This window comes from Salmonella sp. 32100201201700099SM (assembly GCF_017572645.1).
Taxonomy (GTDB): domain Bacteria; phylum Pseudomonadota; class Gammaproteobacteria; order Enterobacterales; family Enterobacteriaceae; genus Salmonella; species Salmonella enterica.
Genome location: NZ_JAGERQ010000001.1, coordinates 182854 through 205553 on the forward strand (window position 1 = coordinate 182854; position 22700 = coordinate 205553).

Below are 22700 nucleotides of genomic sequence, written 5' to 3' on the forward strand. Positions count from 1 at the left end.
GGCGGCAGGATGGATTGGGATCTCATTACTGAACGTAATATTCAGCTTTTTATTCAATTAGCAGGATTAGCTGAACGGCCTTTAGCAACCAATATGTTCTGGCGGCAAGGACAATATGAAACCTATCTAAACTATCATAACGGTCGTATTCACTTATGTCAGATACTCAAGCAAACCTTCTTAGACGAAGATCTGCTTTTTAAAGCCTTAACTCACTGGAAACCTGCAGCGTTCCAGGGTATTCCTCAGCGATTATTTTTGTTGCGCGATGGGCTTGCAATGAGCTGTTCTCCTCCTCTTTCCAGCTCCGCCGAGCTCTGGTTACGATTACATCATCGACAAATAAAATTTCTGGAGTCGCAATGCGTTCATGGTTAGGTGAGGGAATCAGGGCGCAACAGTGGCTCAGTGTATGCGCGGGTCGGCAGGATATGGTTCTGGCGACGGTGTTATTAATCGCTATTGTGATGATGCTGTTACCTTTACCGACCTGGATGGTTGATATCCTGATTACTATCAACCTTATGTTTTCAGTGATCCTGCTCTTAATTGCTATTTATCTTAGTGACCCTCTCGATTTATCGGTATTTCCGTCTTTATTACTTATTACTACATTATATCGTTTGTCACTCACAATCAGCACATCACGGCTGGTACTGTTACAACATAATGCCGGTAATATTGTGGATGCTTTCGGTAAGTTTGTCGTAGGAGGAAATCTCACCGTTGGGTTGGTCGTATTTACCATCATTACTATCGTGCAGTTTATTGTCATTACAAAAGGTATCGAGAGGGTGGCGGAAGTTAGCGCACGTTTCTCGCTTGATGGGATGCCAGGCAAACAAATGAGTATCGATGGCGATTTGCGTGCCGGAGTTATCGATGCAGACCATGCCCGTACATTAAGACAGCACGTCCAGCAGGAAAGCCGTTTTCTCGGTGCGATGGACGGTGCGATGAAATTTGTTAAAGGCGATACGATTGCCGGTATTATTGTTGTTCTGGTGAACATTATCGGCGGTATCATTATCGCTATCGTGCAATATGATATGTCGATGAGTGAGGCTGTTCACACTTATAGCGTACTGTCAATCGGAGATGGTTTATGTGGGCAAATTCCATCGCTGCTGATTTCCCTTAGCGCGGGAATTATTGTCACCCGTGTTCCGGGTGAGAAACGCCAGAACCTGGCGACAGAGTTGAGTTCTCAAATTGCCAGACAACCTCAGTCGCTCATATTAACCGCTGTGGTTTTAATGCTCCTCGCTTTAATTCCTGGCTTTCCTTTTATCACTTTTGCTTTCTTTTCAGCGTTGTTAGCATTGCCAATTATCCTCATTCGCCGCAAAAAGTCTGTGGTTTCCGCAAATGGCGTCGAAGCGCCGGAAAAAGATAGTATGGTTCCCGGCGCATGTCCTCTAATCTTACGTCTTACCCCGACGTTACATTCTGCCGACCTGATTCGTGATATTGACGCCATGCGATGGTTTTTATTTGAGGATACCGGCGTCCCTCTCCCTGAGGTGAATATTGAGGTTTTGCCTGAACCCACCGAAAAATTGACGGTACTGCTATATCAGGAACCCGTATTTAGTTTATCTATTCCCGCCCAGGCGGATTATTTATTGATAGGCGCGGACGCTAGTGTGGTGGGTGACAGCCAGACGTTACCGAACGGGATGGGGCAGATCTGTTGGCTTACAAAAGACATGGCCCATAAGGCGCAAGGTTTTGGACTGGACGTTTTCGCGGGCAGCCAACGTATCTCTGCCTTATTAAAATGTGTCCTGCTTCGCCATATGGGAGAGTTTATTGGTGTTCAGGAAACGCGTTATCTAATGAATGCGATGGAAAAAAACTACTCTGAGCTGGTGAAAGAGCTTCAGCGCCAGTTACCCATTAATAAAATCGCTGAAACTTTGCAACGGCTTGTATCAGAACGGGTTTCTATTAGAGATTTACGTCTTATTTTCGGCACCTTAATTGATTGGGCGCCACGTGAAAAAGATGTCCTGATGTTGACAGAATATGTCCGTATCGCGCTTCGCCGTCATATTCTGCGTCGTCTTAATCCGGAAGGAAAACCGCTGCCGATTTTGCGGATCGGCGAAGGTATTGAGAACCTCGTGCGTGAATCCATTCGCCAGACGGCAATGGGGACCTATACTGCGCTGTCGTCTCGTCATAAGACGCAGATCCTGCAACTTATCGAGCAGGCGCTGAAGCAGTCAGCCAAATTATTCATTGTCACTTCTGTCGACACCCGACGTTTCTTGCGAAAAATTACAGAAGCCACCTTGTTCGACGTACCGATTTTGTCATGGCAGGAATTAGGAGAGGAGAGCCTTATACAAGTGGTAGAAAGTATTGACCTTAGCGAAGAGGAGTTGGCGGACAATGAAGAATGAATTGATGCAACGTCTGAGGCTGAAATATCCGCCCCCCGATGGTTATTGTCGATGGGGCCGAATTCAGGATGTCAGCGCAACGTTGTTAAATGCGTGGTTGCCTGGGGTATTTATGGGTGAGTTGTGCTGTATAAAGCCTGGAGAAGAACTTGCTGAAGTCGTGGGGATTAATGGCAGCAAAGCTTTGCTATCTCCTTTTACGAGTACTATCGGACTTCACTGCGGGCAGCAAGTGATGGCCTTAAGGCGACGCCATCAGGTTCCCGTGGGCGAAGCGTTATTAGGGCGAGTCATTGATGGCTTTGGTCGTCCCCTTGATGGCCGCGAACTGCCCGAAGTCTGCTGGAAAGACTATGATGCAATGCCTCCTCCCGCAATGGTTCGACAGCCTATCACTCAACCATTAATGACGGGGATTCGCGCTATTGATAGCGTTGCGACCTGTGGCGAAGGGCAACGAGTGGGTATTTTTTCTGCTCCTGGCGTGGGGAAAAGCACGCTTCTGGCGATGCTGTGTAATGCGCCAGACGCAGACAGCAATGTTCTGGTGTTAATTGGTGAGCGTGGACGAGAAGTCCGCGAATTCATCGATTTTACACTGTCTGAAGAGACCCGAAAACGTTGTGTCATTGTTGTCGCAACCTCTGACAGACCCGCCTTAGAGCGCGTGAGGGCGCTGTTTGTGGCCACCACGATAGCAGAATTTTTTCGCGATAATGGAAAGCGAGTCGTCTTGCTTGCCGACTCACTGACGCGTTATGCCAGGGCCGCACGGGAAATCGCTCTGGCCGCCGGAGAGACCGCGGTTTCTGGAGAATATCCGCCAGGCGTATTTAGTGCATTGCCACGACTTTTAGAACGTACGGGAATGGGAGAAAAAGGCAGTATTACCGCATTTTATACGGTACTGGTGGAAGGCGATGATATGAATGAGCCGTTGGCGGATGAAGTCCGTTCACTGCTTGATGGACATATTGTACTATCCCGACGGCTTGCAGAGAGGGGGCATTATCCTGCCATTGACGTGTTGGCAACGCTCAGCCGCGTTTTTCCAGTCGTTACCAGCCATGAGCATCGTCAACTGGCGGCGATATTGCGACGGTGCCTGGCGCTTTACCAGGAGGTTGAACTGTTAATACGCATTGGGGAATACCAGCGAGGAGTTGATACTGATACTGACAAAGCCATTGATGCCTATCCGGATATTTGTACATTTTTGCGACAAAGTAAGGATGAAGTATGCGGACCCGAGCTACTCATAGAAAAATTACACCAAATACTCACCGAGTGATCATGGAAACTTTGCTGGAGATAATCGCGCGGCGTGAAAAGCAATTACGCGGCAAACTTACCGTACTTGATCAGCAGCAACAGGCGATTATTACGGAACAGCAGATTTGCCAGACGCGCGCTTTAGCAGTGTCTACCAGACTGAAAGAATTAATGGGCTGGCAAGGTACGTTATCTTGTCATTTATTGTTGGATAAGAAACAACAAATGGCCGGGTTATTCACTCAGGCGCAGAGCTTTTTGACGCAACGGCAGCAGTTAGAGAATCAGTATCAGCAGCTTGTCTCCCGGCGAAGCGAATTACAGAAGAATTTTAATGCGCTTATGAAAAAGAAAGAAAAAATTACTATGGTATTAAGCGATGCGTATTACCAAAGTTGAGGGAAGTCTTGGGTTGCCATGCCAGTCTTATCAGGATGATAACGAGGCGGAGGCGGAACGTATGGACTTTGAACAACTCATGCACCAGGCATTACCCATTGGTGAGAATAATCCTCCTGTAGCATTGAACAAGAACGTGGTTTTCACGCAACGTTATCGTGTTAGTGGTGGTTATCTTGACGGTGTAGAGTGTGAAGTCTGTGAGTCAGGAGGGCTAATCCAGTTAAGAATCAATGTCCCTCATCATGAAATTTACCGTTCGATGAAAGCGCTAAAGCAGTGGCTGGAGTCTCAGTTGCTGCATATGGGGTATATAATTTCCCTGGAGATATTCTATGTTAAGAATAGCGAATGAAGAGCGTCCGTGGATGGAGATGCTTCCAACGCAAGGCGCTACCATTGGTGAGCTGACATTGAGTATGCAACAATATCCAGTACAGCAAGGGACATTATTTACCATAAATTATCATAATGAGCTGGGTAGGGTGTGGATTGCAGAACAATGCTGGCAGCGCTGGTGTGAAGGGCTAATTGGCACCGCTAATCGATCGGCTATCGATCCTGAATTGCTATATGGAATAGCTGAATGGGGGGTGGCGCCGTTATTGCAAGCCAGTGATGCCACCCTCTGTCAGAACGAACCGCCAACATCCTGCAGTAATCTACCACATCAGCTAGCGTTGCATATTAAATGGACAGTTGAAGAACATGAGTTCCATAGCATTATTTTTACATGGCCAACGGGTTTTTTGCGCAATATAGTCGGAGAGCTTTCTGCTGAGCGACAACAGATTTATCCTGCCCCTCCTGTAGTAGTCCCTGTATATTTAGGCTGGTGCCAGCTTACGTTAATTGAACTTGAGTCTATCGAAATCGGCATGGGCGTTCGGATTCATTGCTTTGGCGACATCAGACTCGGTTTTTTTGCTATTCAACTACCTGGGGGGATCTACGCGAGGGTGTTGCTGACAGAGGATAACACGATGAAATTTGATGAATTAGTCCAGGATATCGAAACGCTACTTGCGTCAGGGAGTCCAATGTCAAAGAGTGACGGAACATCTTCAGTAGAACTTGAGCAGATACCACAACAGGTGCTCTTTGAGATCGGACGTGCGAGTCTGGAAATTGGACAATTACGACAACTTAAAACGGGGGACGTTTTGCCTGTAGGTGGATGTTTTGCGCCAGAGGTGACGATAAGAGTAAATGACCGTATTATTGGGCAAGGTGAGTTGATTGCCTGTGGCAATGAATTTATGGTGCGTATTACACGTTGGTATCTTTGCAAAAATACAGCGTAAACCTGATAAGAAAAATAATATGCGAACAATATAATAGCGTTCCAGGTCGTGTCATGAGAGATACAGTATGTCTTTACCCGATTCGCCTTTGCAACTGATTGGTATATTGTTTCTGCTTTCAATACTGCCTCTCATTATCGTCATGGGAACCTCTTTCCTTAAACTGGCGGTGGTATTTTCGATTTTACGAAATGCTCTGGGTATTCAACAAGTTCCCCCCAATATCGCACTGTATGGCCTCGCGCTTGTACTTTCCTTATTCATTATGGGGCCGACGCTATTAGCTGTAAAAGAGCGCTGGCATCCGGTTCAGGTCGCTGGCGCTCCTTTCTGGACGTCTGAGTGGGACAGTAAAGCATTAGCGCCTTATCGACAGTTTTTGCAAAAAAACTCTGAAGAGAAGGAAGCCAATTATTTTCGGAATTTGATAAAACGAACCTGGCCTGAAGACATAAAAAGAAAGATAAAACCTGATTCTTTGCTCATATTAATTCCGGCATTTACGGTGAGTCAGTTAACGCAGGCATTTCGGATTGGATTACTTATTTATCTTCCCTTTCTGGCTATTGACCTGCTTATTTCAAATATACTGCTGGCTATGGGAATGATGATGGTGTCGCCAATGACCATTTCATTACCGTTTAAGCTGCTAATATTTTTACTGGCAGGCGGTTGGGATCTGACACTGGCGCAATTGGTACAGAGCTTTTCATGAATGATTCTGAATTGACGCAATTTGTAACGCAACTTTTATGGATCGTCCTTTTTACGTCTATGCCGGTGGTGTTGGTGGCATCGGTAGTTGGTGTCATCGTAAGCCTTGTTCAGGCCTTGACTCAAATACAGGACCAAACGCTACAGTTCATGATTAAATTATTGGCAATTGCAATAACCTTAATGGTCAGCTACCCATGGCTTAGCGGTATCCTGTTGAATTATACCCGGCAGATAATGTTACGAATTGGAGAGCATGGTTGAATGGCACAACAGGTAAATGAGTGGCTTATTGCATTGGCTGTGGCTTTTATTCGACCATTGAGCCTCTCTTTATTACTTCCCCTATTAAAAAGTGGCAGTTTAGGGTCCGCGATTTTACGTAATGGCGTGCTTATGTCACTTACCTTTCCCATATTACCAATCATTTACCAGCAGAAGATTATGATGCATATTGGTAAAGATTACAGCTGGTTAGGGTTAGTCACCGGAGAGGTGATTATTGGTTTTTTAATTGGGTTTTGTGCGGCGGTTCCCTTTTGGGCCGTTGATATGGCGGGGTTTCTGCTTGATACTTTACGTGGCGCGACAATGGGTACGATATTCAATTCTACAATGGAAGCTGAAACCTCACTTTTTGGCTTGCTTTTCAGCCAATTTTTGTGTGTTATTTTCTTTATAAGCGGCGGCGTGGAGTTTATATTAAACATTCTGTATGAGTCATACCAATATTTACCGCCAGGGCGTACTTTATTATTTGATCGGCAATTTTTAAAATATATCCAGGCAGAGTGGAGAACGCTTTATCAATTATGCATCAGCTTCTCTCTTCCTGCCATAATATGTATGGTATTAGCCGATCTGGCTTTAGGTCTTTTAAATCGGTCGGCACAACAATTGAATGTGTTTTTCTTCTCAATGCCGCTCAAAAGTATATTAGTTCTACTAACGCTCCTGATCTCATTCCCTTATGCTCTTCATCACTATTTGGTTGAAAGCGATAAGTTTTATATTTATCTAAAAGACTGGTTTCCATCTGTATGAGCGAGAAAACAGAACAGCCTACAGAAAAGAAATTACGTGATGGCCGTAAGGAAGGGCAGGTTGTCAAAAGTATTGAAATAACATCATTATTTCAGCTGATTGCGCTTTATTTGTATTTTCATTTCTTTACTGAAAAGATGATTTTGATACTGATTGAGTCAATAACGTTCACATTACAATTAGTAAATAAACCATTTTCTTATGCACTAACGCAATTGAGTCATGCTTTAATAGAGTCACTGACTTCTGCACTGCTGTTTCTGGGCGCTGGGGTAATAGTTGCTACTGTGGGTAGCGTGTTTCTTCAGGTGGGGGTGGTTATTGCCAGCAAGGCCATTGGTTTTAAAAGCGAGCATATAAATCCGGTAAGTAATTTTAAGCAGATATTCTCTTTACATAGCGTAGTAGAATTATGTAAATCCAGCCTAAAAGTTATCATGTTATCTCTTATCTTTGCCTTTTTCTTTTATTATTATGCCAGTACTTTTCGGGCGCTACCGTACTGTGGGTTAGCCTGTGGCGTGCTTGTGGTTTCTTCTTTAATAAAATGGTTATGGGTAGGGGTGATGGCTTTTTATATCGTCGTTGGCATACTGGACTATTCTTTTCAATATTATAAGATTAGAAAAGATCTAAAAATGAGTAAAGATGACGTAAAACAGGAGCATAAAGATCTGGAGGGCGATCCTCAAATGAAGACACGGCGTCGGGAAATGCAGAGTGAAATACAAAGTGGGAGTTTAGCTCAATCTGTTAAACAATCTGTTGCGGTAGTGCGTAATCCAACGCATATTGCGGTTTGTCTTGGCTATCATCCCACCGATATGCCAATACCACGCGTCCTGGAAAAAGGCAGTGATGCTCAAGCTAACTATATTGTTAACATCGCTGAACGCAACTGCATCCCCGTTGTTGAAAATGTTGAGCTGGCCCGCTCATTATTTTTTGAAGTGGAACGCGGAGATAAAATTCCTGAAACGTTATTTGAACCCGTTGCAGCCTTGTTACGTATGGTGATGAAGATAGATTATGCGCATTCTACCGAAACACCATAAATGCTTTTGGTATGCTTCTTCAGGCCACTGCGAAGGTTAAGAGGGTAATAGCGTATAGAGCAGTGCTTGACGATAAAGGTGAGAGACTGAAAATAATCGCTTTTAGCCTAGCACAAGCACCAGATAGCGTATTATAAAATTAAACAAGATAATGGATTGGTGCGTCTGAATGGACTCGAACCATCGACCCCCACCATGTCAAGGTGGTGCTCTAACCAACTGAGCTACAGACGCATTAAAATGATGGTGCGTTCAATTGGACTCGAACCAACGACCCCCACCATGTCAAGGTGGTGCTCTAACCAACTGAGCTATGAACGCAACGTTGTAGGTGACAACGGGGACGAATATTAGCGTCACAACCGCAATGAGGCAAGAGGGAAATCGCAATTTTCTTCCTGAAATCACCTGATTGCGGTGGAAATATGCAACATGTCGAGAAAATAGCCGCCATGCGACGGCTATCGTCGTATTATCGCGCAGCGCGCTGCAAAATGATGGCGGACGGCTGACGTTGTAGATAGCGCATCCGTAGCATCATTAACACCGCCGCCGAGGTCAGGCCGATGATGAACCCCATCCAGAAGCCTGCCGGTCCCATACGATCCACCACCAAATCCGTTAACGCCAGGATATAACCGCTGGGTAAACCTAACACCCAGTAGGCGGTAAAGGTGATAAAAAAGATGGAACGCGTATCTTTATAACCGCGCAGAATACCGCTGCCGATAATCTGTATAGAGTCGGAAATCTGGTAAACCGCAGCGAGCAGCATTAATTGCGCGGCAAGCGCCACGACCTCAGGGTTGTCATTGTAGAGCAAAGCAATATGCTTACGCAGAGTAACGGTAAAAATAGCGGTAACCACAGCCATACAAATGCCGACGCCTAAACCGGTACGCGCTGCGGTTTGCGCATCCAGCGTTGAGCCCTGGCCCAGACGATAACCCACTCGAATCGTTACCGCCGCAGCCAGCGACATCGGCAGTACGAACATCAGCGAGCTAAAGTTAAGCGCAATCTGATGACCGGCGACATCCACAATACCTAATGGCGAAACCAGCAGCGCAACGACCGCAAACAACGTCACTTCAAAGAACAGCGCCAGCGCAATCGGCAACCCCAGTTGAATCAGGCGCTTCATGACGACGCTATCAGGTTTGCCAAAGCCTTTTTCATTACGAATATCACGCATTGAACGCGCGTGTTTAATGTAAGAAAGCATGGCGATAAACATCACCCAATAGACCGCCGCAGTCGCAACGCCGCAGCCGATACCGCCGAGTTCCGGCATACCAAAATGGCCATAGATAAAAATATAGTTCACCGGAATATTCACCAGCAGGCCCAAAAATCCCATCACCATACCCGGTTTGGTTTTGGCCAGACCTTCGCACTGGTTTCGCGCTACCTGAAAGAAAAGGTATCCTGGCGCGCCCCACAGCAGCGCGCGAAGATAACCCACGGCTTTATCGGCCAGCGCCGGATCAATATTATGCATAGAGCGGATAATGTATCCGGCATTCCACAGGACGATCATCACCAGCACGGAGACAAAGCCCGCCAGCCAGAACCCTTGTCGAACCTGATGCGCGATACGCTCACGACGGCCGGAGCCATTGAGTTGCGCAATCACAGGCGTCAAGGCCAGCAGTAAGCCGTGACCAAACAAAATGGCGGGAAGCCAGATAGAGGTGCCGATAGCGACGGCAGCCATGTCCGTAGCGCTATAGCCTCCCGCCATGACGGTATCGACGAATCCCATTGCGGTCTGTGCCACTTGCGCAAGGATCACCGGTATCGCTAACGCTAATAACTGACGCGCTTCACTGGTATACTTCTGCACGTATTCACCTTTTATTTTGTTGTTATATGAAAGACTAAAAAGCCGCCGTAGTGGCAGCCAAAAGAAATAGCAGGGGAAATTTCAGTCTATTGTAGCGGGGTATTACTATTTCTCCAGTGAAAAAACAGTTGTTAACGGCGCATTGCTGGCAAGCTGTTTTTCCACCTGCTATTGTGCTGAACAGTTCTGCTTTTATTTATTTCAGGAGTTGAAGATATGTTTACGGGGATCGTACAGGGTACCGCGAAACTGGTATCGATTGATGAAAAACCCAACTTTCGCACCCATGTGGTGACGTTACCGGACTACATGCTGGAGGGGCTGGAGACGGGGGCGTCGGTAGCGCATAACGGATGCTGTTTGACGGTAACTGAAATAAACGGCAATCAGATAAGCTTTGATCTGATGAAAGAAACGTTGCGCATCACCAATCTGGGCGCGTTGAGGGTAGGTGATGAGGTCAACGTAGAGCGCGCCGCCAAATTCAGCGATGAAATCGGTGGACATCTGATGTCGGGGCATATTATTACGACGGCGGAGATCGCGAAAATCCTGACCTCTGAAAATAACCATCAGGTGTGGTTTAAAGTGCAGGATGCGTCCCTGATGAAGTATATCCTGTACAAAGGCTTTATCGGCGTCGACGGCATCAGTTTGACCGTCGGCGAGGTAACGCCAACGCGCTTCTGCGTGCATCTCATTCCGGAAACGCTGGAACGTACTACGTTTGGCAGAAAAAAACTGGGTGAGCGTGTGAATATCGAGATCGATCCGCAAACGCAGGCGGTTGTCGATACCGTAGAACGCGTACTGGCTACACGAGAAAATGTGGTCAGAAATCAGGCCGACATTGGCTAACGGAAAATAAGATTCCCCCGCATGAAATGCGGGGGAGATGATTAGCGAGGAACGCGCAGACCGTTTTCAACGCCGCGCGTAAATACCACCTGCCAAAGCTGGATATCACGCGCGCGAAACGCACCCGCGCAGGCGTTGAGATAATAGCTGAACATACGTTTAAAGCGCTCGTTATAATTGCCCGCAATCTCTGGCCAGGCATTGATAAAGCGCTCATGCCACGCCATCAGAGTCGTGTCATAGTCGGCGCCAAAGTTATGCCAGTCTTCCATTACAAAGTGTGATTCGCTGGCCTCGGCGATTTGACGAACAGACGGCAAGCAACCGTTGGGGAAAATATACTTATTGATCCACGGATCGACATTATGATCGGTTTTTTTAGAACCAATAGTATGGAGCAGGAAAAGACCATCCGGTTTTAAATTCCTGTCAACAACTTCAAAATAGGTGTTGTAGTTTTTTGGCCCGACATGTTCGAACATGCCGACGGAGACGATTCGGTCAAACTGATCGTTAAGGTCGCGATAATCTTCCAGGAGAATGGAGACATCCAGACCTTCGCAACGCGTCTGCGCCATTTTTTGTTGTTCAGCGGAGATCGTTACGCCCACCACGCTAACGCCATAATGGGTCGCCATATATTGCGACAGGCCGCCCCAGCCGCAGCCGATATCCAGCACACGCATCCCCGGTTGTAGCTGTAGCTTTTCGCAAATTAATTTCAGCTTGGCTTGCTGTGCCGCTTCCAGCGTATCGGCATCTTTCCAGTAGGCGCAAGAATATTGCATATAGGGATCGAGCATACGGGAAAAAAGGTCATTACCAAGATCGTAATGTTCCTTGCCGACAATCCAGGCGCGTTTTTTACTTTGTAGATTAATCAGACGCGCGCCGAGGATACGGAGCGTATCTTTGACATGGTGGGGGAGTTGATTTTCAAGACCGGCACGTAAGACTTTGCTGAAGAAAATATCCAGACGCTCGCATTCCCACCAGCCATCCATGTAACTCTCACCTAACCCCAACGATCCTTCCTGGAGGACGCGTTTAAAAAAATCGGGATTCTTAACACGAATGTCAGACGGGGCGGAACCATTAATTGTAATATCCGCACGACTAAACAATTCGTTGGCGATTCGGTACCAGTTATCATCCGGTACGCTGACTTCTTCTATACACGATGAACTCATAGTTTCTCCATCACTGGACGATGATCAGAACCTTAAAACAGCGTAGACGCTTTTTTGGCTTTGTGAGAAATCCCACGGACAATTCCGTGAGCCAGTTATCCGACGTAGAACAGAGGAAGGGAGGAGCCCTTGCCGAAAAGGCCATCCATGGTGAATCGGGAACGCTCCGGTTCCCGTTAATGCCTAATAATTATCGTAATATAAACAACCGGGAATCAGTATAGGCCGCAATTTTTGATGATTCAACCGAAAATTGTTAGCGTGCTAATTACAAGCGGTTAACAAGTCTTTAGTGAGACTTGTCGTGGGCGACATTGGCATGGGGAAATCCGGTCTCAGCGCAATCTGCATGAGACTGCATTTTGTAACCTAACGCCGCCAGAACAACGGTAGAGAGCATTACGCTGGTGGTGGTCAGCAGCGGCGTGCTGATGAGCCATGAAACCACCAGGCTTGCCAGGAAACATAACCCCAGTTGCAGCGTATTTTGTAGCGCCGCAGCGCGCCCCGTGGCTTGAGGGAAAGGGCGTAACGCTTGCGCGACGACGATAGGGTAGATTGCGCCATTAGCAATCGCCATTACGCAGAAAGGAATCAGGATCTCCACCAGTGAGGCATTATTCAGAAGGCCCGCTCCCCAGGTGGCGATAACGCTCAGCGCATACAGCCCTAACAGCCACGGAAGCAATTGGTAGCCCTGCCATTTTTGTAGCGCCGCGCGGCAACCATATCCGCCAATCAGAAAAGCGATGGTTTGAGGAACATAGCTCAGGCCAATCACTGCCGGGCTGTAACCCATCGCGCTGAGAATAAACGGGGACCCTGTTAGCCACGCAAAAAAGCTGGCGGAACAGGCGGCATAAATCAGCACATTACCGCGATAGGTTTTAGAGCGTAACAACGTCGCGAAAGTGAGTTTATCCTGTCCTTCGGTACGCGCTTTTACCGATGGTTTTAAGCGCAGCGCCGGCAACATCAGCAACAACGTAATCACGAACAGAGTGGCGAAAATCGCCTGCCATGAGAAATGCGTCAGTATCCAGCTTCCCAGTAAGGGCGCAAGCGCCGGGGATAATCCCACCAGTGGCATGATCGTGGCGAAGATACGGTTAATTTTTTGCGAAGGATAATAATCGGTCACCAGCGCTTGCCAGATTACCGTTGCCGCACAAACGCCGACGGCCTGCACAAAGCGCAGCGTCAGCAGTGCTGCCGCGCTTTCTACCCACAGCATCCCCAGACTTCCGAGTGCAAAGATAGATAACCCCAGCAGTAAAATCGGTTTACGGCCATAACGATCCGATAGCGGTCCCCAAAGTAGTTGCGCGACGGCAAAGCCAGCTAAAAACAGGCTTAGGCTGGCGCTGACAGCGGCGGCAGGCGTTTGTAAATCCGCCTGTATGGCGGCAAACGCGGGCAGGTACATGTCCGTAGCCAGAAATCCCAGCACGCTAAGGCCGGCTAACCAGACTAAAAAACCTTTTCCAGGTTGCATATTTGTTTCTCTTTCTTATCAGACAGACATTGTCGCAGAGTGTAGGGAGTGAAATTACGGTTGTGAAACGTTAATATTTGTCCAGTGAATTCAAAATTTTTGTAGGCAAATTATGTGGTCGGAATACTCGCTTGAAGTGGTTGACGCCGTGGCGCGCAATGGCAGTTTTAGCGCGGCGGCGCAAGAACTGCACCGTGTGCCTTCAGCAGTCAGTTACACCGTTCGTCAGTTAGAGGAGTGGCTGGCCGTACCGCTTTTTGTACGACGTCACCGTGATGTTGAACTAACGCCTGCTGGCGTCTGGTTTTTAAAAGAAGGGCGTTCTGTTATCAAAAAAATGCAGATCACTCGCCAACAGTGTCAGCAAATTGCTAATGGCTGGCGCGGGCAGTTAGCTATTGCGGTGGACAATATCGTCAGACCAGAACGTACCCGGCAGATGATCGTCGATTTTTATCGTCATTTTGACGATGTGGAACTGCTGGTTTTTCAGGAGGTGTTTAACGGCGTCTGGGACGCGCTCTCCGACGGGCGTGTCGAACTGGCGATTGGGGCGACGCAGGCGATTCCGGTAGGGGGGCGTTACGCTTTTCGGGATATGGGGACCCTGAGCTGGAGCTGCGTAGTGGCAAGCGATCACCCGCTGGCGTCGATGCCTGGGCCGTTAAGCGATGATATCCTGCGCAACTGGCCGTCGCTGGTCAGGGAAGACACTTCGCGAACCTTACCGAAACGGATTACCTGGCTGCTGGATAACCAAAAAAGGGTCGTCGTACCGGACTGGGAGTCATCGGCAACCTGCCTGTCGGCAGGACTATGCGTGGGAATGGTGCCGACGCATTTTGCCCGACAGTGGATAGACAGCGGAAAATGGGTGGCGCTGACGTTAGAGAATCCGTTTCCCGATGCGGCCTGTTGCGTGACGTGGCAGCAAAACGAAGCCTCGCCCGCGCTGGCATGGCTGCTGGACTATTTGGGCGATAGCGAAACGTTGAATCGGGAGTGGCTGCGGGAGCCAGAAGAGGCTCCCGACAGCGGGGATTAACGCCGATAGTCGCGGAACGGGCCGTCAGCGACCGAGCGACGCTCAACCAGGCGTGGATGAACTTCAATAGACTGTGACTCTTCGCGCTTATTGACGATGCGATCCAATAGCATATTAAATGCGGTTTCGCCTAAAGAGTCTTTGGGCTGGTGAATCGTCGTCAGTGCCGGGGTAAAGTAACGGGCGTTACGCACATTGTCATAACCGATCACCGAAACGTCCTGCGGTACGCGAAGCCCCATTTCGTCAGCCGCGCAAAGCGCGCCCATCGCCATAATATCGCCGCCGCAGAAAACGGCGGTAGGGCGATGTGACTGCGATAAGATTTGCTGCATCGCGTGGTAACCGGACTCCGGCTCGAAGTCGCCCTGAACAATCCAGTTGTCCGGCACGTTGATCAGCGCCTCCTCCATGGCTTTCATAAAGCCTGCCAGCCGCCCCGCGCCGGTGTTGCGCTCCAGCGGGCCGGGAATAACGCCGATATCCCGGTGGCCGCGCTCAACCAGATAACGACCCGCCATATAGCCGCCTGCAAAGGCGTTATCAATCACCGTGTCGGTAAAATCGGCCTTCGCTTCACCCCAGTCCATCACCACCATCGGAATATGGCGATACTCTTCCAGCATGGAAAGCAGAGGTTCTGGATACTCAGAACACATCACCAGCAGGCCATCCACGCGCTTTTGCGCCATCATAGACAGGTAGGCGCGCTGTTTTTCCAGGTTATTCCAGGCGTTGCCTAAAATCAGCGTATAGCCTTTCTGGAAACAGTTTTTTTCAACCGCCTCGATAATTTCGGCAAAATAGGCCGCTTCGCTGCTGGTCGCCAGTAAGCCTATCGACTTGGTATGGTTAACCTTCAGGCTACGCGCGACGGCGCTGGGAGAGTAGTGCAGCTCTTTAATTGCTGTCCAGACCGCGTTACGCGTTTCTTCAGCGACAAAACGCGTTTTGTTGATTACGTGTGATACAGTTGTAGTGGAAACGTTTGCTCGTTTCGCTACATCTTTAATTGTTGCCATTACATTTCACTCCAGACCCTCGCTAAGCTCCTGAGAAACGCCAGGTAAACGTTTGCCTACACACACCCTAATCGCAACATCAGGGTTGCGGCACGCCGGAAAAACGACACGGAACGTCAGGAAGGGGTCAATGGCCGTTACGCTAATTCAGTAAGCCTGGAATTTTGTCTGATCTTGAGGAAAAGGGGAAGCGTTAAAAACAGTTATCAATATAAAACATGAGAGATTTTTGTACGGGAATGTGCAAAAATGCGCTATATCACTTTTTGTGTGGGAATAAAAAGGAGAAAACTTGATGAGTACCGACCTGAAATTTTCGTTGATTACTACGCTGATTGTTCTGGGCGTGATTGTCGCAGGTGGATTAACGGCCGCTCTGCACTGATTTCCTCTCTTCTGAGGGTGGGCGTCTCCTCTATTCTATCCCTCTCTAAAACGCAGAAGGCGTACCTTCTGCGTACTCAGACTTATGCGGCGAGATTTTTCGCAACAAATTCCCAGTTAACCAGCGCCCAGAAATGCTCCAGATAGTTTGGACGGGCGTTGCGGTAGTCGATGTAATACGCATGTTCCCACACATCAACCGTCAGCAACGGCATTGCATCCGTAGTCAGCGGCGTACCGGCATTTGAGGTAGAAACGATAGCCAGTTTGCCATCAGCGCTTTTTACTAGCCATGTCCATCCGGAACCAAAGTTTTTGATAGCGGCATCGGTGAACTGCGCTTTAAATTCCGCGAAGCTGCCAAAAGATGCCGCGATAGCATCAGCCAGTTTCCCGGTCGGTTCGCCGCCAGCGTTTGGCGCCAGGCAGTTCCAGTAGAAGGTGTGGTTCCATACCTGAGCGGCGTTATTAAAGATACCGCCTTCGGAAGTGCGCACGATCTCTTCCAGCGATTTGCCTTCAAACGCCGTGCCTTTGATCAAATTGTTAAGATTGGTCACGTAAGTCTGATGATGTTTGCCATAGTGATATTCCAGCGTCTCAGCAGAAATATGCGGCGCCAGAGCATCTTTGGCATACGGTAATGCAGGTAATTCGAACGACATTGCTTCTCTCCTTATTATTAATATTGCGCACGCACAATAACCCTGGTGCGCGTAAGGATAGGGTAGCAAATTGAGAGGTGGCGCAAAAGAAGAAGTTATCCTGTCGTTAAACGACAGGATAAAATATTAGCGAATTGTTTTAGGCGTCATCACCCGGCGGGCGCCGACATAATGACGCTGCCAGTACTCTTCGTTCAGTGAGGTGATCTTAATTTCCTGACCGCTGCGCGGAGACTGGATAAACTTACCGTTGCCGACATAGACGCCAACGTGATCGGCGGTGCCGCGCCCCTGCGTACGAAAGAACACCAGATCGCCGCTTTTCAACTCGCTACGCTCAATGGGCGCCGCGTCACGCAGGTGATACATCTCATTCGCCGTTCGGGGGATACGGATCTTCACTAAATCTTTATAGGCATAATAAACAAGACCGCTGCAATCAAAACCGGTGCGCGGCGACGCGCCTCCCCAGTGATACGGTTTACCAATCTGATTCATGAGTTTGGACATCGCGGTCTTCGTCGCTTTTTGTACTTTTGCACGATGCGCATCGGCAATAGAGACCGGCAATGTTCCTTTCCCCTTCACGCAGTGCGGCTTACGGCCTTTACGCGTCGTGCATTTTTCCGTTACGTCGAGGGCGGCGATTGACGTGGGCGCGGTTCTGTTACGACGATGTGTGGTATGACGAGATTTCGTGGCGGCGGTGGTACGTTTTGGCGTAGAAGCGGAAGAAGAACGGCTGGTTTTTGAGGTTTTTTTTACGTTTTTTTTGCTGGTTTTACTGATTTTTTTCGTTGTGCTTTTCTTTTTATCTGCCGTTTTCGTGACATGAGAAACAGCAGGCGTCGCTTTGGCTTGCCTGGAAGCATGAGCCATTGGCGTAAAAGGGAGAGTAGTAAAAAGTAAAGCACAGAGCGTGATCGAGATTTTGTTTATCCGCGCCACTGAGCAATCCTCTGTTAAAGGCAGGCGATTCATGCCTGCGTATGATTTACAAAACCTGATAATTCTAATCTACAAAAGCACAGATTGGTAATTGCTTTTGGTTTCTGAAGCTGTGTTTCGTTAACAGATGTAAAAAAAATAGCAATTAATGCTAAACACGAATGCGTTATCGACGAATCACTGCATGGCAACCCGCTTAAAAGATATTTTGTATACAACTTATTCCCGCAGACGGTAAAATAATAAGGCATGATGAAAATGTTATTTTCCGTTGCCAGCCTGACCCGTTACAATGCCAGGCTTCAGTCGTAAAAGTAGTTTAAGGAAGCGAGACAATGAGCACCACTATCGAAAAAATTCAGCGCCAGATCGCTGAAAACCCGATTCTCCTGTATATGAAAGGTTCACCGAAACTGCCAAGCTGTGGTTTCTCTGCGCAGGCCGTTCAGGCGCTTTCAGCCTGCGGGGAACGTTTTGCCTATGTTGATATCCTGCAAAACCCGGATATTCGCGCTGAATTACCGAAATACGCCAACTGGCCGACATTCCCACAACTGTGGGTGGACGGCGAGCTGGTCGGCGGGTGTGATATTGTGATTGAAATGTATCAGCGTGGCGAGCTGCAGCAGCTTATTAAAGAAACTGCGGCAAAATATAAAACTCAGGAGCCGGACGCAGAGTAATCTGTGAAAGGGGAAAGCGACCTGTAAAGGTCGCTTTTTTACCGTCATCGTGAGCAAAAGCGGCGTCGTTAGCCACGTTATTTGTCCGTCGGCAAAGGTAACGGCCAGCCGCCCAGGCGCTTCCAGCGATTGACGATTTCACAAAACAGCACCGCTGTCCGCTCGGTATCATACAAAGCGGAATGGGCCTTTTCACCATCAAACTCCATACCTGCCGCCAGGCACGCTTTTGATAACACCGTTTGCCCCAGCGCCAGTCCGCTCAATGCCGCGGTATCAAAGGTGACGAACGGATGAAACGGGTTACGTTTCAGCGAGGCGCGCTCTGCGGCGGCCATCATAAAACTGTGATCAAAAGTGGCGTTATGCGCGACCATAATGGCGCGGCTACAACCGCTGTCTTTGATACCTTTACGCACCATTTTGAAAATAGCGTGTAGCGCCTCATATTCACTCACCGCGCCGCGTAGCGGGTTAGAGGGATCGATACCGTTAAACGCGAGCGCTTCCGGCTGTAAGTTGGCTCCAGCGAACGGCTCCACATGGAAATGCAGCGTCATGTCCGGCATCAGCCAGCCTTGTTCATCCATTTTCAGCGTGATGGCGGCGATTTCGAGCAGCGCATCGGTTTTAGCGTTAAATCCTGCAGTTTCAACGTCGATGACGACAGGATAAAAACCACGAAAACGGTCGCACAGACCGGAAAGTTGAGCGTTATCGGACATCTGAGTCTCTTAATACGAAAAAATGCAGCGCGTATTATAGCAAATTTTACGCCGGGATGCAGTAAAACAACGGGCGCAGTGACCTGCGCCCGGCGGGGGATCAGTTACCCAGACCGCGGCCTGCGTCTTTAGCTTCAATCAATTCGATTTTATAGCCATCCGGATCTTCAACGAAGGCGATGATGGTCGAACCGCCTTTTACCGGCCCCGCTTCACGGGTCACGTTGCCGCCGTTCTGACGAATACGTTCACAGGCTTCAGCGGCATTATCAACGCTCAGCGCGATGTGCCCATACGCATTGCCCATGTCGTAGCTCTCAACGCCCCAGTTATAGGTTAGTTCGATGACCGCTTCTTCCGTTTCCGGACCATATCCCACAAAGGCCAGCGAGTATTTGTATTCCGGATTCTCACTGGTACGCAGCAATTTCATGCCCAGAACGTTGGTGTAAAAAGCGATGGAACGCTGCAAATCGCCGACGCGCAGCATAGTATGCAATAAACGCATTTTCGTTGTCCTTAAAATAGTCAAGATATTCAAAGTATAGCGGCGATGTGAGGCCGCTATCAATGAAATTACAGAGTAGGGTAGTCAGTGTAGCCTTCCGCGCCGCCGCCATAAAAACTTTCGGGACGCTGTGGATTAAGTTCCGCTTTACGTTGCAGACGCGCCACCAGATCCGGGTTAGCGATGTAATCGCGACCAAACGCCACGGCGTCAATCAGCCCTTTTTCGATCAGATCTTCCGCTTTTTCTGGCGTATAGGCGCCAGCGCCGATGATGGGACCGTGGAAACGCGCGCGCACTTTTTCACGGAACGCGTCGCTGTACGGTTCGCCGCCCGCCCAGTCTGGTTCAGACATATGCAGATAAGCGATGCCGCGTTTGCCTAACGCTTCAATCAGATAAAGGGCGTCAGCTTCTTCATTCGGGCCGTTATCGACATTCTGGAAAGTGCCGACAGGAGAAAGGCGGATGCCGATACGGTCCGCGCCCCATTCCTTAATGCCGGCATCAACCACCTCCAGCACCAGACGGGCGCGATTCTCTACGCTGCCGCCGTACTGATCGGTACGGTGATTAGAAGACGGTGAGAGGAACTGGTGCAGCAGATAACCGTGCGCGGAGTGCAGCTCCACCAGATCGAAGCCTGCCTCTCGGGCATTGGCGATAGCCTGGCGGAAATCGTTGACGATCCCTGGGATCTCGTGAGTATCCAGCGCGCGCGGCGTGGAAGTCTCTACGCGGATGGCCTGACCGTTTTCGTCACGCAAAGAGGTGCGGGTTCCCGCATTGATAGCGGATGGCGCGACGGGCGCTTGTCCGCCTGGTTGCAGGCTGGCGTGTGAAATACGGCCCGTATGCCACAGTTGCACCGCCATATGGCCGCCCTGGGTATGGACTCCCTGAGTGATTTTTTTCCAGGCGGCGATCTGCTCATCGCTGTGTAATCCCGGTGCGCCGGCATAGCCTTTCGCCTGTGCGGAGATTTGTGTGGCTTCGCTGATGATCAATCCGGCGCTGGCGCGTTGACGGTAATATTCCGCCATTAACGGCGTAGGAATGTCGCCCGGTTCAATACTCCGCAAACGCGTCAAAGGCGCCATAAATACGCGATTTGTCGCCGTGATGGCACCCACCTTGAGGGGGGTAAACAGTTTTGCTGATGACATAGTGGCTCCTGATATAAGTAGACCGGTCGTCTTGTAATAAAGGAAATAAAAACGCCCGTTACTGCTCAGGCGTTGCAATGATGGTCTTAACATGCGCCAACGCATTTTCCAGCGGCGCGGCGCTACGGGATATTTTGGCCTGCAAATTGGCGCCCAGCCACAGGGCATAAAGTACCTGCGCCTGTGGCAACGGCTGGCCGGTGAAATGTAAACAGTGGCTATTACGGCCATCTTCCAGCGCGCGTGCAAGCAGTGCCATGATCTCCTGCGCCCCTTTATCCATCGTAGAGCGCATATCCTCCGACAGATCGCAGACCTCCGCTGACAGTTTCACCGTCAGGCAACCGCTAATGGCGCCTTGCTGGCAAAACTGCTTTAACGTTTCCTGATACCAGGCGAGAAGACGATCGCGATGATTACCGGGACCGGAGGTGAAGTGCGCCGTAAGACGCTGATGATAGCAGGCGTAATGTCGCTCAAGCATGGCGACGCCGAAGGCTTCTTTCGAGCGAAAGTAGTGATAAAACGACCCTTTAGGCACCTGGGCGGTTTTGAGCAACTCGCTAAGCCCCATGCCGGTAAAACCCCGTTGCATACAAAGCTGCTCGCCGGTGGCCAGCAGATGTTCGCGGGTATCGTGTTCGGTTTGCTTATTCATGACAGGCAGTATAGTAGACCAGTCGGTCTACTGCAAGCAGAGTTGCCATAATGTCAGTTAGCGTCTTCAATAGTCATAAGCGCCAAACGTTGAGGAGGGGATGTGGCCGAGCAGTTGGAGTTTTTTCCTGTAGCAAGCCCATGTCGCGGTATCTGCCAGTCTGATGAGCGTGGCTTTTGTCGGGGCTGTATGCGTAGCCGCGACGAACGGTTTAACTGGCAAAAAATGAGTGATGCCGAGAAACAAAATGTACTGCGGCTTTGTCGCCAGCGTTTCTTGCGTAAAATACGCGCAAACAAGCCTCTCCCATCGGAAGATCCTCAACAACCTTCACTCTTTTAAACGCGGAATTGCGTATACTCAACCTCATTATTCTCTATGAGGAATCTGTTATGGTTCAGCGTGTCACTATCGCTCCACAAGGCCCGGAGTTTTCGCGTTTTGTCATGGGTTACTGGCGTTTGATGGACTGGAATATGTCCGCGCGTCAGTTAGTGAGTTTTATCGAAGAACATCTGGATTTGGGCGTCACTACCGTTGACCATGCGGACATTTATGGCGGTTATCAGTGCGAAGCGGCGTTTGGCGAGGCGCTAACGCTGGCGCCGCATTTGCGGGAAAAACTGCAAATCGTTACCAAATGCGGTATTGCGACCACCGCCAGAGCGGAAAATAGGCTCGGTCATTATATTACCGATCGCCGCCATATTATTCTGAGCGCCGAACAGTCATTAAAAAATCTGGCGACAGATTATCTGGATATGTTGTTAATTCACCGTCCCGATCCGTTAATGGATGCGGATGACGTCGCCGAGGCGTTTCAACATCTACATCAAAGCGGCAAAGTGCGCCATTTTGGCGTTTCTAATTTTACGCCAGCGCAATTTACGTTGCTGCAATCGCGCCTGCCGTTCACCCTGGCGACCAACCAGGTGGAGATCTCGCCGGTTCACCAGCCTTTGTTGCTGGACGGCACATTAGATCAATTACAGCAACTGCGTATTCGTCCGATGGCCTGGTCATGTCTTGGCGGCGGTCGGCTGTTTAATGATGAGGCTTATCAGCCGTTGCGCCAGGAACTTTCCGTTATCGCGCAAGAACTCAACGCTAGTTCTATTGAACAGGTGGTCTATGCCTGGATTTTACGTTTGCCGTCGCAGCCGCTGCCGATTATTGGCTCGGGTAAAATCGAACGCGTACGCGCCGCACTAGAAGCGGAAACGCTGTCATTGTCGCGTCAACAGTGGTTCCGAATCCGCAAGGCGGCACTGGGTTATGACGTGCCGTAATCGCCAACTCGTTGACTTTCCG

Annotated in this window: 26 protein-coding genes and 2 tRNA genes; 16 read left to right on the forward strand and 12 right to left on the reverse strand. The window is 49.2% G+C overall.

Annotation, left to right across the window (positions count from 1 at the left end; genetic code table 11):
* Positions 1 to 9: 9 nt before the first annotated feature.
* From ssaM to ssaU, 10 genes are all read left to right on the forward strand, one after another.
* Positions 10 to 378 carry an SPI-2 type III secretion system apparatus protein SsaM gene (ssaM, locus tag J4685_RS00955; protein WP_000383700.1) on the forward strand — a complete coding sequence of 123 codons (369 nt, stop codon included), beginning with the start codon at positions 10 to 12 and terminating at the stop codon, positions 376 to 378.
* The gene (ssaV, locus tag J4685_RS00960) at positions 363 to 2408 is read left to right on the forward strand and encodes an SPI-2 type III secretion system apparatus protein SsaV (RefSeq protein WP_001258214.1); all 2046 of its coding nucleotides are present in this window, start codon (positions 363 to 365) and stop codon (positions 2406 to 2408) included. The genes ssaM and ssaV overlap by 16 nt, the downstream gene beginning before the upstream one ends.
* The gene (gene ssaN, locus J4685_RS00965) at positions 2398 to 3699 is read left to right on the forward strand and encodes a SctN family type III secretion system ATPase SsaN (RefSeq protein WP_000787220.1); all 1302 of its coding nucleotides are present in this window, start codon (positions 2398 to 2400) and stop codon (positions 3697 to 3699) included. The genes ssaV and ssaN overlap by 11 nt, the downstream gene beginning before the upstream one ends.
* Before the next feature lie 2 nt (positions 3700 to 3701).
* Entirely contained in the window at positions 3702 to 4079 is a 378-nt protein-coding gene (ssaO, locus tag J4685_RS00970) for an SPI-2 type III secretion system apparatus protein SsaO (RefSeq protein ID WP_000449089.1), read from the forward strand.
* A complete protein-coding gene (ssaP, locus tag J4685_RS00975; protein WP_001223305.1) occupies positions 4060 to 4434 on the forward strand; it encodes an SPI-2 type III secretion system apparatus protein SsaP in 375 nt (124 codons plus the stop codon). The genes ssaO and ssaP overlap by 20 nt, the downstream gene beginning before the upstream one ends.
* Positions 4415 to 5383: an SPI-2 type III secretion system cytoplasmic ring protein SsaQ gene (gene ssaQ, locus J4685_RS00980; RefSeq protein ID WP_000944183.1), complete on the forward strand. Its 969-nt coding sequence runs from the start codon at positions 4415 to 4417 to the stop codon at positions 5381 to 5383. Before ssaP ends, ssaQ begins: the two co-directional genes overlap by 20 nt.
* A gap of 67 nt (positions 5384 to 5450) precedes the next feature.
* Positions 5451 to 6098 carry an SPI-2 type III secretion system export apparatus protein SsaR gene (gene ssaR / locus J4685_RS00985; RefSeq protein ID WP_000056367.1) on the forward strand — a complete coding sequence of 216 codons (648 nt, stop codon included), beginning with the start codon at positions 5451 to 5453 and terminating at the stop codon, positions 6096 to 6098.
* Positions 6095 to 6361 carry an SPI-2 type III secretion system apparatus protein SsaS gene (gene ssas, locus J4685_RS00990; RefSeq protein ID WP_000999982.1) on the forward strand — a complete coding sequence of 89 codons (267 nt, stop codon included), beginning with the start codon at positions 6095 to 6097 and terminating at the stop codon, positions 6359 to 6361. The genes ssaR and ssas overlap by 4 nt, the downstream gene beginning before the upstream one ends.
* A complete protein-coding gene (gene ssaT / locus J4685_RS00995) occupies positions 6362 to 7141 on the forward strand; it encodes an SPI-2 type III secretion system apparatus protein SsaT (RefSeq protein WP_000068769.1) in 780 nt (259 codons plus the stop codon).
* Positions 7138 to 8196 (forward strand): SPI-2 type III secretion system apparatus protein SsaU, encoded by a 1059-nt coding sequence (gene ssaU, locus J4685_RS01000; RefSeq protein ID WP_001291715.1) that lies wholly within the window; start codon positions 7138 to 7140, stop codon positions 8194 to 8196. The genes ssaT and ssaU overlap by 4 nt, the downstream gene beginning before the upstream one ends.
* Positions 8197 to 8353: 157 nt before the next feature.
* On the opposite strand, the gene J4685_RS01005 is transcribed toward ssaU, so the two are convergent.
* From J4685_RS01005 to mdtK, 3 genes are all read right to left on the reverse strand, one after another.
* A tRNA-Val gene (locus J4685_RS01005) sits at positions 8354 to 8430 on the reverse strand.
* A gap of 10 nt (positions 8431 to 8440) precedes the next feature.
* Positions 8441 to 8517 (reverse strand) — tRNA-Val (locus J4685_RS01010).
* Between the two features lie 151 nt (positions 8518 to 8668).
* Positions 8669 to 10042, reverse strand: coding sequence for a multidrug efflux MATE transporter MdtK (gene mdtK, locus J4685_RS01015; RefSeq protein ID WP_001175075.1), 1374 nt, complete (start codon positions 10040 to 10042; stop codon positions 8669 to 8671).
* A gap of 216 nt (positions 10043 to 10258) precedes the next feature.
* On the opposite strand from mdtK, the gene J4685_RS01020 reads away from it, so the two are divergent.
* Complete coding sequence (locus J4685_RS01020) at positions 10259 to 10900, forward strand: riboflavin synthase (RefSeq protein ID WP_000493969.1); 642 nt, start codon at positions 10259 to 10261, stop codon at positions 10898 to 10900.
* Positions 10901 to 10941: 41 nt separating this feature from the next.
* On the opposite strand, the gene cfa is transcribed toward J4685_RS01020, so the two are convergent.
* Both cfa and punC read right to left on the reverse strand, forming a co-directional pair.
* Positions 10942 to 12090, reverse strand: coding sequence for a cyclopropane fatty acyl phospholipid synthase (cfa, locus tag J4685_RS01025; protein ID WP_000098872.1), 1149 nt, complete (start codon positions 12088 to 12090; stop codon positions 10942 to 10944).
* A gap of 289 nt (positions 12091 to 12379) precedes the next feature.
* Positions 12380 to 13585, reverse strand: a complete 1206-nt coding sequence (punC, locus tag J4685_RS01030) for a purine nucleoside transporter PunC (protein WP_001182316.1) — start codon at positions 13583 to 13585, stop codon at positions 12380 to 12382.
* Positions 13586 to 13697: 112 nt separating this feature from the next.
* Between punC and punR the strand changes: the two genes are divergently transcribed.
* Positions 13698 to 14630, forward strand: coding sequence for a DNA-binding transcriptional activator PunR (punR, locus tag J4685_RS01035; protein ID WP_000269518.1), 933 nt, complete (start codon positions 13698 to 13700; stop codon positions 14628 to 14630).
* On the opposite strand, the gene purR is transcribed toward punR, so the two are convergent.
* Positions 14627 to 15652, reverse strand: coding sequence for an HTH-type transcriptional repressor PurR (gene purR / locus J4685_RS01040; protein WP_000190998.1), 1026 nt, complete (start codon positions 15650 to 15652; stop codon positions 14627 to 14629). The two genes, punR and purR, sit on opposite strands and share 4 nt — an antisense overlap.
* A 295-nt stretch (positions 15653 to 15947) precedes the next feature.
* On the opposite strand from purR, the gene J4685_RS01045 reads away from it, so the two are divergent.
* Positions 15948 to 16037, forward strand: a complete 90-nt coding sequence (locus J4685_RS01045; RefSeq protein ID WP_000102277.1) for a YnhF family membrane protein — start codon at positions 15948 to 15950, stop codon at positions 16035 to 16037.
* An 82-nt stretch (positions 16038 to 16119) separates the two neighbouring features.
* On the opposite strand, the gene sodB is transcribed toward J4685_RS01045, so the two are convergent.
* Complete coding sequence (sodB, locus tag J4685_RS01050) at positions 16120 to 16701, reverse strand: superoxide dismutase [Fe] (RefSeq protein WP_000007298.1); 582 nt, start codon at positions 16699 to 16701, stop codon at positions 16120 to 16122.
* A 126-nt stretch (positions 16702 to 16827) separates the two neighbouring features.
* On the reverse strand, positions 16828 to 17649 hold the full coding sequence (locus tag J4685_RS01055) for a C40 family peptidase (RefSeq protein WP_016504846.1): 822 nt from the start codon (positions 17647 to 17649) through the stop codon (positions 16828 to 16830).
* A 335-nt stretch (positions 17650 to 17984) separates the two neighbouring features.
* On the opposite strand from J4685_RS01055, the gene grxD reads away from it, so the two are divergent.
* Positions 17985 to 18332, forward strand: coding sequence for a monothiol glutaredoxin 4 (gene grxD / locus J4685_RS01060; protein ID WP_000108176.1), 348 nt, complete (start codon positions 17985 to 17987; stop codon positions 18330 to 18332).
* A gap of 77 nt (positions 18333 to 18409) precedes the next feature.
* On the opposite strand, the gene rnt is transcribed toward grxD, so the two are convergent.
* From rnt to J4685_RS01080, 4 genes are all read right to left on the reverse strand, one after another.
* Entirely contained in the window at positions 18410 to 19057 is a 648-nt protein-coding gene (rnt, locus tag J4685_RS01065; protein ID WP_001282267.1) for a ribonuclease T, read from the reverse strand.
* Between the two features lie 100 nt (positions 19058 to 19157).
* Positions 19158 to 19565 (reverse strand): lactoylglutathione lyase, encoded by a 408-nt coding sequence (gene gloA, locus J4685_RS01070; protein WP_001237787.1) that lies wholly within the window; start codon positions 19563 to 19565, stop codon positions 19158 to 19160.
* A 68-nt stretch (positions 19566 to 19633) separates the two neighbouring features.
* Positions 19634 to 20731 carry an alkene reductase gene (locus J4685_RS01075; protein WP_000092944.1) on the reverse strand — a complete coding sequence of 366 codons (1098 nt, stop codon included), beginning with the start codon at positions 20729 to 20731 and terminating at the stop codon, positions 19634 to 19636.
* Between the two features lie 58 nt (positions 20732 to 20789).
* A complete protein-coding gene (locus J4685_RS01080) occupies positions 20790 to 21389 on the reverse strand; it encodes a TetR/AcrR family transcriptional regulator (RefSeq protein ID WP_001041823.1) in 600 nt (199 codons plus the stop codon).
* A gap of 102 nt (positions 21390 to 21491) precedes the next feature.
* Between J4685_RS01080 and J4685_RS01085 the strand changes: the two genes are divergently transcribed.
* Together J4685_RS01085 and J4685_RS01090 are read left to right on the forward strand one after the other, a co-directional pair.
* A complete protein-coding gene (locus J4685_RS01085; protein WP_001538148.1) occupies positions 21492 to 21731 on the forward strand; it encodes a DUF1289 domain-containing protein in 240 nt (79 codons plus the stop codon).
* A gap of 50 nt (positions 21732 to 21781) precedes the next feature.
* Positions 21782 to 22678 carry an aldo/keto reductase family oxidoreductase gene (locus J4685_RS01090; RefSeq protein ID WP_000250721.1) on the forward strand — a complete coding sequence of 299 codons (897 nt, stop codon included), beginning with the start codon at positions 21782 to 21784 and terminating at the stop codon, positions 22676 to 22678.
* Positions 22679 to 22700 lie beyond the last annotated feature (22 nt).